This window comes from Lentzea sp. NPDC051838, assembly GCF_040681245.1.
In the GTDB taxonomy this organism is placed as follows: domain Bacteria; phylum Actinomycetota; class Actinomycetes; order Mycobacteriales; family Pseudonocardiaceae; genus Lentzea.
In genome coordinates this window covers 138,526-152,808 of record NZ_JBFAYI010000009.1, presented here as the reverse complement: position 1 = coordinate 152,808, position 14,283 = coordinate 138,526, and the positions used below count along the sequence as shown (strand labels likewise).

Here is a 14,283-nt window from a genome sequence, read left to right as displayed (position 1 = left end):
TCCGCGTTCAGGCGCGGGCGGGCCTCTTCACGGGTTCGCAGCACAACGGCGCGCACGGAGCCCCGTTCACCGTGCAGCCGGCGGCGACGAACGACGACAGCTTCCGCGCCGGGACACCCTCGGTGTGCTCCGCGACCAGCTCCACCACGAGCTCGGCGAAGCGCGGGTCGGAGTTCGGGGTGGCGGCACGGGCGAACTCCATGCCCAGCTCGGCGCAGCGGTCGCGAGCCTCGGTGTCGAGGTCCCACACCACCTCGAGGTGGTCCGACACGAACCCGATCGGGCACACCACGACACCGGGGACACCCTTGGCGTGCAGGGCGTCGATGTGGTCGACGATGTCGGGCTCCAGCCACGGGATCTGCGGCGGGCCGGACCTCGACTGCCACACCACGTCGTACTCGGCGATGCCCAGCTTCTCGGCGACCAGCCGCGACGCCTCGACGATCTGCCGCGAGTACCGGTAACCGCCCTCTTCAGGCGGGCCGGCGGCCTTGTCCGCGGACACCGGCACCGAGTGCGCGGTGAAGACGAGCCGGTACTGGCCGTCCAGCGTCTTCGCGGCCTCGCGCACCCCGTCGGCGAACGCGTCGACGAACAGCGGGTGGTCGAAGAACTGGCGCAGCTTCACCAGTTCGGGGCCGTCCGGCACGGCCTGCAGCGCCCGCACGATGTCCTCGTCGTACTGGCGGCACGCGGAATAGCCGCCGTACGCGCTCGTCGGGAACACCAGCGCCCGGCGAATCCCGTCCGCCTTCATCTGGGCGACGACGTCCTCGACCATCGGGTGCCAGTTGCGGTTGCCGAAGTAGATCGGCAGCTCGAAACCACGAGCCTGCACGGCCTCGATGGCTTCGGTGTTCAGGCGGTTGATCGGTGACACGCCGCCGAAGTGCTGGTAATGGGCCTCGACCTCGTCCAGCCGCTCCGGCGGCACGCCACGTCCGCGAACCACGTTCTCCAGGAAGGGGCGGACGTCCTCAGGACCCTCTGGGCCGCCAAAAGACAGCCACAGCAGCGCGTCGAAACTCACCGCCCCATCAAATCACGCCCTAGAGACCGAGGAAGTGCACACCGCCGTCAACGAACACCATCGAGCCCGTGGTAGCCGGGAACCAGTCGGACAGCAGGCCGCAGACGGACTTCGCGACCGGCGTCGGGTCGTCTACGTCCCACGACAGCGGAGCCTTCTCGCCCCACATCTTCTCCAGCTCGGCGAAGCCCGGGATCGACTTCGCGGCCATGGTGCGGACCGGGCCGGCCGAGATGAGGTTGACGCGGATGCCGTCCGGTCCGAGCTCGCGCGCCATGTAGCGGTTGATCGACTCGAACGCCGCCTTCGCCGCGCCCATCCAGTTGTAGGCGGGCCACGCCTGACGGGCGTCGAAGTCGAGGCCGACGACCGACGAGCCGTGCGTGAGCATCGGGCGGACGGCCTGCACCAGGGCCTTGTACGAGTACGCCGAGACGTGCATCGCGACGGAGACGTCCTCCCACGGCGCGTCCATGAACGGCGCGCCGAGGCAGCTCTGCGGGGCGAAGCCGATGGCGTGTACGACGCCGTCGAGGCCGTCGACGTGCTCACCGACGCGCTCGGCCAGCGTGTCGAGGTGCTCCTGGTTCTGCACGTCGAGCTCGACCACGGGCGCGGGCTTGGGCAGGCGCTGGGCGATGCGCTGCACGAGGCTCATCCGGCCGAACCCGGTCAGCACGACCTCGGCGCCCTGCTCCTGGGCGACGCGTGCGACGTGGAAGGCGATCGACGCGTCGGTGATCACACCGGTGATCAGCAGTCGCTTGCCTTCGAGCAGTCCGGTCACTTGATCCAACCCTTTCGCAGTACTGGAAACTTCAGTGGCCCATGCCGAGGCCGCCGTCGACCGGCAGCACGGCACCGTTGATGTAGCCGGCCTCGTTGGCGGCGAGGAACGTGACGGCGCGCGCGATCTCCTCGGCCGCACCGTAACGACCGGCCGGGATCTGCTTCAGCGCGGCCTCGCGGACGGCCTCGGGCAGCTCGGCCGTCATGTCCGTGGTGATGAAGCCGGGCGTGATGACGTTCGCGGTGATGTTGCGCGAGCCCAGCTCCAGCGCGATCGAGCGCGCCATGCCGACCATGCCCGCCTTGGACGCCGCGTAGTTGACCTGGCCGGCGCCGCCGGTGAGGCCGACGACGGACGAGATGAAGACGATGCGGCCGAACTTCTTGCGCAGCATGCCGCGGGAGGCGCGCTGGGCGAACCGGAACGCGCCGGTCAGGTTCGCGTCGACGACCTGCGTGAACTGCTCCTCGCTCATGCGCAGCAGCAGCGTGTCCTGCGTCATGCCCGCGTTGCAGACGAGCACCTCGACGGGACCGTGCGCGGCCTCGACCTCGGTGAACGCGGCGTCGATCTCCTCCGAGTTCGTGACGTCGCACTTCACGCCCAGCAGGCCTTCGGGAGCCCCGGACCCGCGGTGCGTCACCGCGACCTTGTCGCCCTGCGCCGCGAACGCCTGCGCGATGGCGAGGCCGATACCGCGGTTGCCTCCGGTGACCAGAACGGACCGACTCACTTGCTCTCCCGAGAATCGCTGCTGGTTGACCGGGTGAGGCTATCGGCTACTCGCAGGTAGACCGGCATTGGCGGAGCCATGTCACATCCAGCCAGGCATGATCGGGTGATGCGGGCCTTTCTCGATCAACTCCGCCGTCACGTGGACGGCGACGTCCTCGACGACCCGGCGAGCCGGGCCCTGTACTCGGCGGACGCGTCGAACTACCGCCACGTGCCACGAGTGATCATCCGCCCGCGCACCCCGGACGCGGTAGTGGCCGCTGTGGGGCTGGCCGCCGAGCACCGCGTGCCGATCACCAGCCGGGGCGCCGGGACGTCCATCGCGGGCAACGCGTGCGGCACCGGACTGGTGATCGACTTCAGCCGGTACCTGAACTCGATCGAGGTCGCCGGTGACCGCGCGTTCGTGCAACCCGGCGCGGTGCTCGACCGCGTGAACTCGTTGGCCGGGGACTACATCTTCGGGCCGGACCCGTCCACACACTCGCGCTGCACCATCGGCGGGATGATCGGCAACAACGCGTGCGGCGCCCACTCGGTGAAGTGGGGCAAGACCAGCGAGAACGTCTCGAACCTGTCCGTGCTGACGGTCGACGGCCGCACGTTCGACACGACCGCTCCCCCGCAACTCTCCCTGCCGGACTACGACCCGGCATGGTTTCCGCAGCTCAGCCGCCGGGTCAGCGGATACGCCCTGGACGCGCCCACGTTGACCCAGCAGCTCGTCGGCACCGAGGGCACGTGTGTCGTGCTTTTGGGCGCCGAACTGAAGCTCGTGCGTCGCCCCGAACGACGCATCCTGGTCGTGCTCGGCTTCGCGGACACCTACGACGCCGCCGACCAGGTCACCCAGATCGAGGACGCGCTGGCGATCGAAGGACTGAACGAAGCGCTCGTGCACAGCGTGCGCACCCGTCCCGACCTGCCGGACGGCCGCAGCTGGCTGTTCGTCGAGGTCGAGGACCACCCCGAACGCGTCGCGAAGATCACCAAGAACTCGATGATCATCCACGACCCCGCGCACCAGCGGGCGTTGTGGCGCATCCGCGAGGACGGCGCGGGTCTCGCCACCCGCATGGCCGACGGCAGCGAGGCGTGGTCCGGCTGGGAGGACTCAGCTGTCCCGCCCGAGCGTCTCGGGACCTACCTGCGCGAGTTCGACCAGTTGCTCACCAGGTACGGCAGGCGAGGCATCAGCTACGGCCACTACGGAGAGGGCTGCATCCACGTCCGCATCGACTTCGACTTCGCGCACGGCTACCGGGAGTTCCTGGAAGAAGCCGCTGACCTGGTCGTGAGCCACGGCGGTTCGCTCTCCGGCGAGCACGGTGACGGCCAGGCGCGGTCCGAGCTGCTCAGCCGGATGTACCCACCTGAGGCGCTGGAGGCGTTCCGGCAGTTCAAGCACGCGTTCGACCCGCACAACCTGCTGAACCCCGGCCGGATCGTGGAACCTCGCAAGCTCGACGAAGATCTGCGGATTCTCGTTGCGCCACCACGGATTCCGACGCGGGCGGAGTTCGCGAGCGACACCCGCCGGTGCGTCGGCGTCGGCAAGTGCCTGAACACCAAGGGCGGCGTGATGTGCCCGAGCTACCGGGTCACGCGCGAGGAGAAGCACTCGACGCGCGGCCGGGCGCACCTGCTGTTCGAGATGCTCAACGGCGACGTGATCAAGGACGGCTGGCGGTCGCGGGAGGTCGCCGAAGCCTTGGACCTGTGCCTGGGCTGCAAGGGGTGCAAGCGCGACTGCCCGGTCGACGTCGACATGGCGAGCTACAAGGCGGAGTTCCTGCACGAGCACTACAAGGGACGGCCGCGGCCGCGTTCGCACTACGCCATGGGCTGGCTGCCGACGTGGCTGAAGTACGGGCTGGTGAACAGGTTCACCGCGAAGTTCGGCCGGTTCGCGGGCATCACGCCGGAACGTTCGCTGCCCATCCCGACCACTCCCCTGGTGCGGCAGCTGCACCCGCTCGGCAAGGGTGATCCGGTGCTGCTGTTCCCGGACACGTTCACGAACTTCTTCGAGCCCGGCATCGGCATCGACGCGGCGAACGTGCTGGCACACCTGGGACACCGCGTCGAGATCCCGTCGGCGAACGTCTGCTGTGGACTGACGTGGCACTCGACCGGCCAGATTCCCAAGGCCCGCCGCGTCGTCGAACGCACCGCACGCGCGCTGCTGCCGTGGACCAGCAAGGGCGTGCCGGTGATCGGGCTGGAACCGAGCTGCACGGCGTTCCTCAAGACCGAGGCGCCGAAGCTGTCGGCGGACCCGGCCGTCGAGGCGCTGGCCGAGGCCACTCGGACGTTCGCCTCGTACGTGGCGCCGAAGCTGCCCGCGCTGGAAGGCACGCGGGAAGCCGTCGTGCAGACCCACTGCCACCAGTACGCGGAACTGGGCTTCGACGCCGACCGCGAGGCCATGACCAAGGCGGGCATCGCGCCGAAGGTCGTCGAGGGCTGCTGCGGCCTGGCCGGCAACTTCGGCTTCGAGCAGGGCCACTACGAGGTGTCGATCGCGTGCGCCGAGCAGGACCTGCTGCCCGCGCTGCGAGCGAACGAGAACGCGCTGGTCATCGCGGACGGCTTCAGCTGCCGCACGCAGATCCGCCACACCACGGACCGCCGCCCGGTCCACCTGGCCACCGCGCTCGCGACCCTGATCGGTGTGATTAACCGCTGACTAACCGGTCCCGTTCAGTCTCGCAGGCATGCAGAAGAAAGTCGGTGCCGTCCTGCTGGCGGCCGCGGCGCTAGCGCTGACCTTCACGGGGCAGGCGCAGGCCGAGACGAACCCGTCGTGCCCCAGCGGGGTCACGCAGATCGGCGCCACCAAGTACCTCAAGCACGGCAGCACGACCATGGCCTCGGTCAAGCAGTTCAAGGGCTGCAACAAGAACTGGGGCTACGTCTACGTGTGGGACTCGTGGCGCGCCAACCACCGCACCTACCGGCTCTACGCCGGCGTCCAGGTCCGCGGCGCCGAGTTCCCGAGCGGCTACAACAGCGTCGAGAACAAGCAGGAACTGTGGTCGTACGGCACGGACACCCTGGACAAGTGCACGAAGGGCTACGGCTCCATCGTGTCGTCCTCCTACAGCGACGGCGTCGAGACCGAGGAGCGCTGCTGATGATGCGCAAGCTGAGCGCGGTTGTTCTCGCGGCCGCCACCATCGGGATGACCTTCACCGGTGCGGCCCACGCCGAGACGAACCCCAAGTGCCCCACCGGGGTCACGCAGATCGGCTCCACCAAGTACCTCAAGAGCGGCAGCGCGACCGTCGCCTCGATCAAGCAGTTCAAGGGGTGCGGCAAGAACTGGGCCTACGTCTACGTCTGGGACTCGTGGAAGTCCGGCCACCCCAACTTCGAGGCGTCCGCCGCCATCACCAGGGGTGACGGCGACATCGACATCAACAACGGCCGGCGCGGTCAGCAGGAGGTGTGGTCGGACGGCGCGAACACGCTGCAGTTCTGCACCATGGCGCACGGCATCGTCGACCGGCTCCAGGGCTTCACGAACGAGGTCTGCTGATGAAAAAGCTGAGCGCCGCCGTTCTCGCGGCCACCGCCATCGCCATGACCTTCACCGGGTCCGCGCACGCCGAGACGAACCCCAAGTGTCCCAGCGGGGTCACGCAGATCGGCTCGACGAAGTACCTGAAGAACGGCTCCGAGACCGTGGCGTCGCTCAAGCAGTTCAAGGGCTGCAACAGGAACTGGGCGTACGTCTACGTCTGGGACTCGTGGCGCGCCAAGCACAAGGACTTCTACCTGCGCGCGGCCATCTGGACCACCACCGGCCCCGAGGCCATCGACTACAACGGCGGCGACCGCGGCCAGCAGGAAGTGTGGTCGAACGGCGCCAAGACCCTGAGCGACTGCACCTACGCCGCGGGCGACGTCCTCTGGCAGTCCGGACCGGACTTCCACGGCAGCACGGACGTGCGATGCTGAAGGTGAGCGCGGCCGTGCTGGCGGCAGCCGCCCTGGCCATGTCCTTCACGGGCACGGCGCAGGCGGAGTACAACCCGAAGTGCGCGAGCGGCGTCACCCAGATCGGGGCGACGACGGTTCTCCAGTGGCGCGGCGAGAACGTCGCTTCGGTGAAGCAGTTCAAGGGCTGCAACAAGAACTGGGCGTACATCTACGTGTGGGACTCGTGGCGCGCGAACCACAAGGTGTCGTACTGGCTGAGCGCGGGCATCAGGACGCGCATCAGCGAGAGCTCGGTCGACTACGTGAAGGCCGAGAACAGGAAAGAACTCTGGTCCTCGGGAGCGGACACGCTGAGCGAGTGCACCCAGGCAGGCGGCGCGATCTGGAACGACACCACGATCACCGTCGGCAACTGGACCGAAGAACGCTGTTAGACGGGAGCGGAGGGCGGCCGCCGCATGGCCGCCCTCCGCGGGTCTTCATGTCCGGTCCAGCACCGAGTCTTTCGACGTCTCGCGCATGAACCCGTACACCAGCAACGAGATCAGCACGCACCCGGCGACGTAGTAGAAGAACACCGACTCCATCCCGGCCTGCTTGAACCACAGCGCCACGTACTCCGCCGTGCCGCCGAAGATCGCGACGGTCAGCGCGTACGGCAGACCCACGCCGAGCGCGCGGATGTTCGTCGGGAACAGCTCGGCCTTCACGATCGCGTTGATCGACGTGTACCCGGTGACGATCACCAGGCCGCCGAGCATCAGCAGGAACGCCGGGAACGCCTCAGAGGTCTTGGCCAGCGCGGTCAGCAGCGGAACGGTCGCCAGCGTGCCCAGCACACCGAACCCGAGCAGCAGCGGACGACGGCCGATCCGGTCGGACAGCGCGCCCGCGATCGGCTGCAGCACCACGAACACCAGCAGTGCCGCGAAGTTGATCCAGCTGACCGTGGCCGCGTCGATCTTGCTGGTGTTCACCATGAACTTCTGCAGGTAGGTCGTGTAGGTGTAGAACGCGACCGTGCCGCCCAGCGTCAGGCCCACGACGAGCAGGCATTCCTTGGGGTGCTTCAAGAGCGCCTTGAAGGTGCCCTTCTCGGGGTTTTCCTTCTGCTTCTCGAAGTTCTCCGACTCGTCCATGCCGCGCCGCAGCCACATCACGATGATCGCGCCGGTCGCCCCGATCACGAACGCGATCCGCCAGCCCCACTCCGACATCTCGGGCTTGGACAGGAACTGCTGCAACACGATCTGCACGCCCAGCGCCACCAGCTGCCCGGCCGTCAGCGTCACGTACTGGAAGCTGGAGTAGAAACCGCGCTTCGCCGGAGAGGCCACTTCGGACAGATAGGTCGCCGAGGTCGCGTACTCACCGCCGACCGACAACCCCTGCAACAACCGCGCGAGCACGAGCAGGATCGGCGCCGCGACACCGATCGTGGCGTACGACGGCGTCAGCGCGATGATCAGCGAGCCGAAGGCCATCAGCGTGACGGACAACGTCAACGCGGCACGACGTCCGTGCCGGTCGGCGTAGCGGCCGAGCAGCCAGCCGCCCAGCGGCCGCATGAGGAAGCCGACCGCGAACACGGCCGCGGTGTTGAGCAGCTGCGCGGTCTGGTCGCCCTTGGGGAAGAACGCGGCCGCGAAGTAGATGCTGAACGCGGTGTAGGCGTACCAGTCGTACCACTCGATCAAGTTTCCGACTGACCCGCGCAGCACGTTCGCCACCACTCGGCGTTCGCTGCTCTTCTCCTGAACGACTGTCATGCCGGACACCATCCCGACGCGCGGACACCCCTCACAACCTGGGCAGACTCTTCTTTACACTCGCTTAGGCGCGTCGACACACACCGGAAACGACCTTATGGGGCGATACTTCTCAAATGCGGGTGCTGTTGGTCGAAGACGACGACGGTGTCGCCGACGCCCTCGTGGAGGCGCTGCGGGCGAACGGCCACCGGCCTGCCCGCGTGCGCAGAGGTGCCGACGCGTTGATCGCCCACCGCGACGCCGACGTGGTGCTGCTCGACCTCGGCCTGCCCGACCAGGACGGCCTCGAGGTGCTGCGCAAGCTCCGCAAGATCGACCCGGTGCCGGTGCTCGTGCTGACCGCGCGCGGCGACGAGCGGACGGTCGTGCGCGGGCTGCGGCTCGGCGCGGACGACTACCTGGTCAAGCCGGTGCGGCTGGCCGAGCTGCTGGCGCGCATCGACGCGGTGGCCCGGCGCAGCGCCGCCCGGTCGCAGGAGCCGGACGACGTCGTGCGGGTGTCCGATGTGGAGATCGACCTGCAGAGCCGTCAGGTCGTGGTCGGCGGGCGCGAGATCTCGTTGACCACCAAGGAGTTCGACGTGCTGGCGGTGCTGGCGCGCCGGCCGGGCACCGCGGTCAGCCGCCAGCAGCTCATGGACGAGGTGTGGGGCAACGCCTTCGTGGCGGTGTCGCGGACCCTCGACGTGCACCTGACGCAGCTGCGAGCCAAGCTCGACCGGCCGGGCCTGCTGCACACGATCCGCGGTTTCGGCTACCGGCTCGGTGAATAGATGCGGCAACGGCTTCTGTTGGTGCTGCTGCTGTTCTCGCTCTCGGCCGTCACCGCGTTCGCCGTCCCGCTGCTGATGAGCACGGCTTCCGAACGCACCCAGCAGTTCGTGATCAGCCGCACCGCCGACCTCGACCGCTTCGCCACCCTGCCCGCCGACGTCGTGGTGTCCGAAGCGTTGCGGTACAACGAGATCTACGGCGAGGAGGTAGTGGTCGTCAACGCGGCCGGTGAACCCGTCGTCGAGGCGGGCATGTCGGTCGACGACGTCTCCGCCCAGATCGACGCCGCCCTGCGCAACCAGCCCGCCGCGCCCGTGCGCACGGTCATGCCCTGGAGCGGCGGCGACGTCCTGTTCGCCCGTCCCGTCGGCACCGGCACGAAGGTCGCGGGAGCTGTGGTCCTGCGGGCCTCGACCTCTGTGGCCGCTTTGGACGTCGCCCGGCGGTGGGCGATCGTGCTCGCGGGAGCGTTGCTGGCGGCCTGCGCGTGCGTCCTGCTGGCGTTGGTGGTCGCCCGCTGGCTGCTGCGACCTTTGAAGGAACTCGATCGGGGCGTCCGTGCAGTCGCGGAGGGGCAACGGCGCACGCACGTCGCCGACACCGCAGGACCGGCCGAGCTGCGGGCGTTGTCCGAGTCGTTCAACCGCATGTCCGACGCCGTCGCCGAGGCCGCCGACCAGCAACGACGCCTCATCGCCGACGCCTCGCACCAGCTGCGCAACCCGATGGCTGCGTTGCGTTTGCGCGTCGACATGTTGCCGTCCAACGGTTCGCTGCTGACCGAGGTCGAGCGGCTGGAGTCGTTGCTGGACGGACTGCTCGCGCTGGCCTCGGCCGAGAGCACCGCCACCGAACGCGCGGCAGGCGGCGTCGAACCCGAGCTCGCCGACCTGCAGGTGGTGGCGCACGACCGGGTCGACGCCTGGCGAGCCGCGGCTCAGGCAGAAGGCGCGACGATCACCGTCGAGGATCGCGCGCCAGGACTGGTGCGGTGCGCGGTGTCGGACCTGGCGCAGGTGCTGGACGTGTTGCTGGACAACGCGATCAAGTACGGCGGCTCCGACATCACGGTGATCTGCGATCGTGCCACGCTGACCGTGCGGGACAACGGGCCCGGCTTGTCCAAAAAGGACATCAAGCACGCGACCGAACGGTTCTGGCGCGGCGACGACTCACAGCGAGGAACCGGCTTGGGCCTGGCCATCGCGGAGAAGATCGTGACGGCTCACGACGGAACCCTGAAGCTGCACACGGACGGCGGCCTGGTGGTCACGGTGGAACTGCCGAAGGAGCCGCTGCTGTGAAGAATCCAGCTCCACCGCCCGCCAACCTCGCCCAGCCAGGCCTCGCCGGGCTCCTCCCCCGCACCCCCGGCCTTCCCCGCGTCCTGAAGCGCCGCACCTTCCTCCTCGGCACCCTCGCGCTCGCGGCCTGCGGCACCAGCGAGCCGAGCGGCACCATCCGGATCGCGGGCGGCGAGCCCGGCGGCTTCTACAACGACTTCGCCGCCCTGCTCTCCCGCCTCTCCCCCAGCCCGCTGACCATCACGCCACTCCAGACCGGCGGCAGCGCGGACAACCTCAAACACCTCCGCGAAGGCACCGCGGATCTCGGCCTGACGCTCAGCGACAGCGCCCACATGGAACAAGGCCTGGTCGCCCTCGGCCGCGTCTACGAGAACTATTTACAGCTCGTGGTGCTGGAGAACTCGCCCTACCGAACGCCGGCCGACCTCGTGGGCAAGCCGGTGTCCCTGGGCGCCACCGGATCCGGCGCCGCCCTGCAAGGCGAGCGGCTGGCGTTGGGAGTCAGGGAGCAGCACTACCCGTTGCGCAACGCCATCGACGCGCTCAAGGCAGGTGAGATAGCGGCGTTGCTGTGGTCCGGCGGCGTCCCGACCCCGGAGCTCAACAAGGCGAGCGGCATCAGGCTGCTCCCGCTCGACACCTTCCTGCCCAGGCTGCGGCAGGACTACGGCAAGGTCTACGAACGCGTCGACGTCCGCATGGGCGTGTACGGCTCGCCGACGGACATCCCCACGATCGGCACCCCGAACCTGCTGGTGTGCCGACCGGACCTGAGCGACGAGTACGCGAGCGCTGTCGTGCGACTGCTGGTCGAGAAGGCGGCCGAGCTGGTGCCGGAGCAGGCTCTCGGCACCCAGTACCTCGACGTGCGCAGTCTCATCGACACCGGCAAGGTTCCGCTGCATCCGGGAGCCGCGGCGGAGTACCGCAGGCTCCACGGATGAGTCACGGAAGTCTTTGCCCCAGCACCAAAGCAGCCGCAGCCGCGAACATCGCCGTCATCGTGCCGAGCAACAGCCACGGCTTCGACGCGTCCGCCTGCTTCTTCTCGTAGCCGATCTGCTCGCCGAGCGTGTCGTACACCCGGCGCAGTTCCTCGGCCGACGCCGCCTTGAAGAACTCGCCGCCGGAGAGCTTCGCGATCTCCTTCATCGAGTCGTCGTCGACCGGCACGGACTGCTGCCGGCCCTCGATGTCGACCACGCCGTCCTCGGTGCCGAACGAGATCGTGGAGATCGGGATCCCGGCCTTCTTCGCGTCCTCGGCCGCGTCGAAAGCCTTGCGGGTGCCCACTGTCTCCTTGCCGTCCGTCATCAGCACGATGCGGGCGGGCGGCGGACCCTCGGCGCCACCGACGACCTTGCCGAACGAGTCGATCGACGCCATCGCGGCCACCAGCGCGTCACCGGTCGCGGTCGACTGGGCGAGCTTGAGCCCGTCGATCGACTGCGAGACGGCCGCGCGGTCCGTCGTCGGCGCCACCAGCACCGTCGCGGAGCCGGCGAACGAGATCAGGCCCAGGTTGATGCCGGGTGTGAGGCCTTCGGTGAACGACTTGGCGGCCACCTGCGCGGCCTCCAGCCGTGACGGCTTGATGTCCGTGGCCTTCATCGACAGCGACACGTCGACCACGAGCATCACGGTCGCGCGGTTGCGCGGCACCCGCTGCTCGGCCGTCGGCCCGGCCAGCGCCACCGTCAGCAACGCGAGCGCGGCCAGCAGGAACGCCGCCGGGACGTGCCGCGACCAGCGTTCCCGCTTGGGCGCGACCTTCTCCAGCAGCTCCAGGTTCGTGAACCGCAGCACCCTCTTGCGGCGGATCCGTTGCGCCACCACGTATCCGGCGGTCAGCAGCGCGACGCCGATCAGCAGCAGGAACCACCACGGGGCGACGAAGTTGGAAAAGCTCACGCGACACCCCCAGACCAGCGGCGCTTGCGCGCCACCACGAAACGAACCGTGTCCGCGATCCAGTCGGAGTCGGTTCGCAGCACCAGATGCCCCGCGCCTGCCCGCCGCAACCCCGCCGCCACCTCGGCGCGGTGCTCGGCGGCCGCCGCGTTGAACTCCTTGCGCAGCAACGCCGACGCCGTGACCTCGCGCTGCCGCCCGCTCTCCGGGTCGGACAGCACGACCGTGCCGACCTCGGGCAGGTCGACGTCACGCGGGTCGACGATCTCGATGGCGACGATGTCGTGCCGCGCGGACAACGCGCGCAGCGGACGTTGCCATTCCGTGCCACCGAGGAAGTCCGAGATCACCACGATCAGTCCGCGCCGCCGTGGCGGGCGACGCAGCTGCTCCAGCAACGCCGCCAGGTCGCCGCGCGTGCCCTCTTCGGCGCGCGGCAGCTCGGCGATCTTGCGGATCATGCCTCGTGCGTGGGCCAGACCGCCGCGAGCCGGGACGCGGAGGTTGTCCGCGCCCGTCGAGACCGCCGCGCCGATCCGGTTGCCGCCGCCGCGCGTCAGGTGCGCGACCGCTGCCATCGCGGCGATGGCCAGGTCGCGCTTCTCGCAGACCGCCGTGCCGAAGTCGAGCGACGGCGACAGGTCCACCGCCACCCACGTCTCCAGCTCGCGGTCCGCGACCGTCTCGCGGATGTGCGGGACCGTCGTGCGCGCGGTGACCGCCCAGTCCATCCGGCGCACGTCGTCGCCGGGCTGGTAGGTGCGGGCCTCACCCGGTTCGGTACCCGGCCCCGGCACGAGGCCGAGGTGGTTGCCCTGCAGCAGGCCGTCGAGGCGGCGCCGGACGTCGAGCTCCAGCATGCGCAGCGCGGCCTCCATGCGGACGCCTCGCAACACCGGGGGCGCCCAGGAGGGACGCTCCTTCTCGGCCTTGTCGCGGGTCACTGCCTACCAGCCGGAACCGGCTGCTGCGGACGGGCCGACACCTGCGGCAACGGCACGATCTGCAGCACGCGCGTGATGATGTGGTCGATCGGCACGCCGTCGGCCAACGCGTCGTACGACAGCACGAGACGGTGGCGCAGCACGTCCGGAACGACGTCCACGACGTCCTGCGGCAGCACGTAGTCACGACCGCGCACGAGGGCGAGGCCACGCGCGGCGGCGATGATGCCGAGCGACGCACGCGGCGACGCACCGTAGGCGACCCAGCCGGCGACGTCGGTGAGGCCGTGCTCACCGGGCGCGCGGGTCGCGATCACCAGGCGCACCACGTAGTCGACGAGCGCGTGGTGCACGAAGACGCGCGACGCCACGCCCTGCAGGCGCACCAGCTCCTCGGGCGAGAGGACCTGGTTCGGCACCGGCGCCTCGACGCCCATGCGGTAGACGATCTCGCGCTCTTCCTCGGCGGTCGGGTACTCGACCTGGATCTTGAACAGGAACCTGTCGCGCTGCGCCTCCGGCAGCGGGTACACGCCCTCGTTCTCGATCGGGTTCTGGGTCGCCAGCACCAGGAACGGGTTCGGCATCGGGAACGTCCGGCCACCGATCGAGACGTGGCGCTCGGCCATCACCTCGAGCATCGCCGACTGCACCTTGGCGGGCGCGCGGTTGATCTCGTCGGCGAGCACGAAGTTCGCGACGACCGGCCCGAGCTCGACGTCGAACGCCTCGCTGGACTGGCGGTAGATGCGGGTGCCGAGGATGTCGGCGGGCACCAGGTCGGGCGTGAACTGCACGCGGCTGAACGAGCCGCCGACCACGCGGGCGAACGTCTCGACGGCGAGCGTCTTCGCGACACCCGGCACACCTTCGAGCAGCAGATGGCCCTTGGCCAGCAGACCCACGAGCATCCGCTCGACGAGCCGGTCCTGGCCGACGATGACCCGCTTCACCTCGAACACGGTGCGTTCGAGCAGCTGGGCGTCACGAGCCGGGGTGACGGGCGCCGATGCGTTCGGCGTTGCCTCGGCGGCGGGCTCGGTCACGTGCGGGCCTCCATGCAGAACAGGGT

Annotated in this window: 15 protein-coding genes; 8 read left to right on the top strand and 7 right to left on the bottom strand. The window is 69.1% G+C overall.

Annotation, left to right across the window (positions count from 1 at the left end):
* Positions 1 to 7: 7 nt before the first annotated feature.
* From AB0M24_RS22270 to AB0M24_RS22260, 3 genes are read right to left on the bottom strand one after another with little or no spacing between them, the layout of a single operon-like run.
* Positions 8 to 1,033 carry a ferrochelatase gene (locus AB0M24_RS22270; protein ID WP_363770748.1) on the bottom strand — a complete coding sequence of 342 codons (1,026 nt, stop codon included), beginning with the start codon at positions 1,031 to 1,033 and terminating at the stop codon, positions 8 to 10.
* A 19-nt stretch (positions 1,034 to 1,052) separates the two neighbouring features.
* Positions 1,053 to 1,820, bottom strand: coding sequence for an enoyl-ACP reductase FabI (fabI, locus tag AB0M24_RS22265; protein ID WP_363770745.1), 768 nt, complete (start codon positions 1,818 to 1,820; stop codon positions 1,053 to 1,055).
* A gap of 31 nt (positions 1,821 to 1,851) precedes the next feature.
* Complete coding sequence (locus AB0M24_RS22260; protein WP_045312294.1) at positions 1,852 to 2,556, bottom strand: beta-ketoacyl-ACP reductase; 705 nt, start codon at positions 2,554 to 2,556, stop codon at positions 1,852 to 1,854.
* 108 nt (positions 2,557 to 2,664) lie between these two features.
* Between AB0M24_RS22260 and AB0M24_RS22255 the strand changes: the two genes are divergently transcribed.
* Genes AB0M24_RS22255 through AB0M24_RS22235 form a run of 5 tightly spaced genes read left to right on the top strand, consistent with a single transcriptional unit; the run spans position 2,665 to position 6,937 of the window.
* The gene (locus tag AB0M24_RS22255; protein ID WP_363770741.1) at positions 2,665 to 5,247 is read left to right on the top strand and encodes an FAD-binding and (Fe-S)-binding domain-containing protein; all 2,583 of its coding nucleotides are present in this window, start codon (positions 2,665 to 2,667) and stop codon (positions 5,245 to 5,247) included.
* 28 nt (positions 5,248 to 5,275) lie between these two features.
* Entirely contained in the window at positions 5,276 to 5,695 is a 420-nt protein-coding gene (locus tag AB0M24_RS22250) for a hypothetical protein (protein WP_363770738.1), read from the top strand.
* Complete coding sequence (locus AB0M24_RS22245) at positions 5,695 to 6,099, top strand: hypothetical protein (RefSeq protein WP_363770735.1); 405 nt, start codon at positions 5,695 to 5,697, stop codon at positions 6,097 to 6,099. Before AB0M24_RS22250 ends, AB0M24_RS22245 begins: the two co-directional genes overlap by 1 nt.
* Positions 6,099 to 6,521 carry a hypothetical protein gene (locus AB0M24_RS22240; RefSeq protein ID WP_363770732.1) on the top strand — a complete coding sequence of 141 codons (423 nt, stop codon included), beginning with the start codon at positions 6,099 to 6,101 and terminating at the stop codon, positions 6,519 to 6,521. The genes AB0M24_RS22245 and AB0M24_RS22240 overlap by 1 nt, the downstream gene beginning before the upstream one ends.
* Positions 6,515 to 6,937: a hypothetical protein gene (locus AB0M24_RS22235; protein ID WP_363770729.1), complete on the top strand. Its 423-nt coding sequence runs from the start codon at positions 6,515 to 6,517 to the stop codon at positions 6,935 to 6,937. Before AB0M24_RS22240 ends, AB0M24_RS22235 begins: the two co-directional genes overlap by 7 nt.
* 45 nt (positions 6,938 to 6,982) lie before the next feature.
* Here the strand turns inward: AB0M24_RS22235 and AB0M24_RS22230 are convergent, their stop codons facing one another.
* Positions 6,983 to 8,272 (bottom strand): MFS transporter, encoded by a 1,290-nt coding sequence (locus tag AB0M24_RS22230; RefSeq protein WP_363770726.1) that lies wholly within the window; start codon positions 8,270 to 8,272, stop codon positions 6,983 to 6,985.
* A 116-nt stretch (positions 8,273 to 8,388) separates the two neighbouring features.
* Here AB0M24_RS22230 and AB0M24_RS22225 point away from each other — a divergent pair, with 116 nt between their 5' ends.
* From AB0M24_RS22225 to AB0M24_RS22215, 3 genes are read left to right on the top strand one after another with little or no spacing between them, the layout of a single operon-like run.
* Positions 8,389 to 9,048 carry a response regulator transcription factor gene (locus AB0M24_RS22225; protein ID WP_167980068.1) on the top strand — a complete coding sequence of 220 codons (660 nt, stop codon included), beginning with the start codon at positions 8,389 to 8,391 and terminating at the stop codon, positions 9,046 to 9,048.
* Complete coding sequence (locus tag AB0M24_RS22220; protein ID WP_363770721.1) at positions 9,049 to 10,353, top strand: HAMP domain-containing sensor histidine kinase; 1,305 nt, start codon at positions 9,049 to 9,051, stop codon at positions 10,351 to 10,353.
* Complete coding sequence (locus AB0M24_RS22215) at positions 10,350 to 11,300, top strand: TAXI family TRAP transporter solute-binding subunit (protein ID WP_363770719.1); 951 nt, start codon at positions 10,350 to 10,352, stop codon at positions 11,298 to 11,300. The genes AB0M24_RS22220 and AB0M24_RS22215 overlap by 4 nt, the downstream gene beginning before the upstream one ends.
* Before the next feature lies 1 nt (position 11,301).
* Here the strand turns inward: AB0M24_RS22215 and AB0M24_RS22210 are convergent, their stop codons facing one another.
* From AB0M24_RS22210 to AB0M24_RS22200, 3 genes are all read right to left on the bottom strand, one after another.
* The gene (locus tag AB0M24_RS22210) at positions 11,302 to 12,267 is read right to left on the bottom strand and encodes a VWA domain-containing protein (RefSeq protein ID WP_363770716.1); all 966 of its coding nucleotides are present in this window, start codon (positions 12,265 to 12,267) and stop codon (positions 11,302 to 11,304) included.
* Complete coding sequence (locus tag AB0M24_RS22205; RefSeq protein ID WP_363770982.1) at positions 12,264 to 13,145, bottom strand: DUF58 domain-containing protein; 882 nt, start codon at positions 13,143 to 13,145, stop codon at positions 12,264 to 12,266. The genes AB0M24_RS22210 and AB0M24_RS22205 overlap by 4 nt, the downstream gene beginning before the upstream one ends.
* Before the next feature lie 62 nt (positions 13,146 to 13,207).
* Complete coding sequence (locus tag AB0M24_RS22200) at positions 13,208 to 14,257, bottom strand: MoxR family ATPase (RefSeq protein WP_045312279.1); 1,050 nt, start codon at positions 14,255 to 14,257, stop codon at positions 13,208 to 13,210.
* Between the last annotated feature and the right edge of the window lie 26 nt (positions 14,258 to 14,283).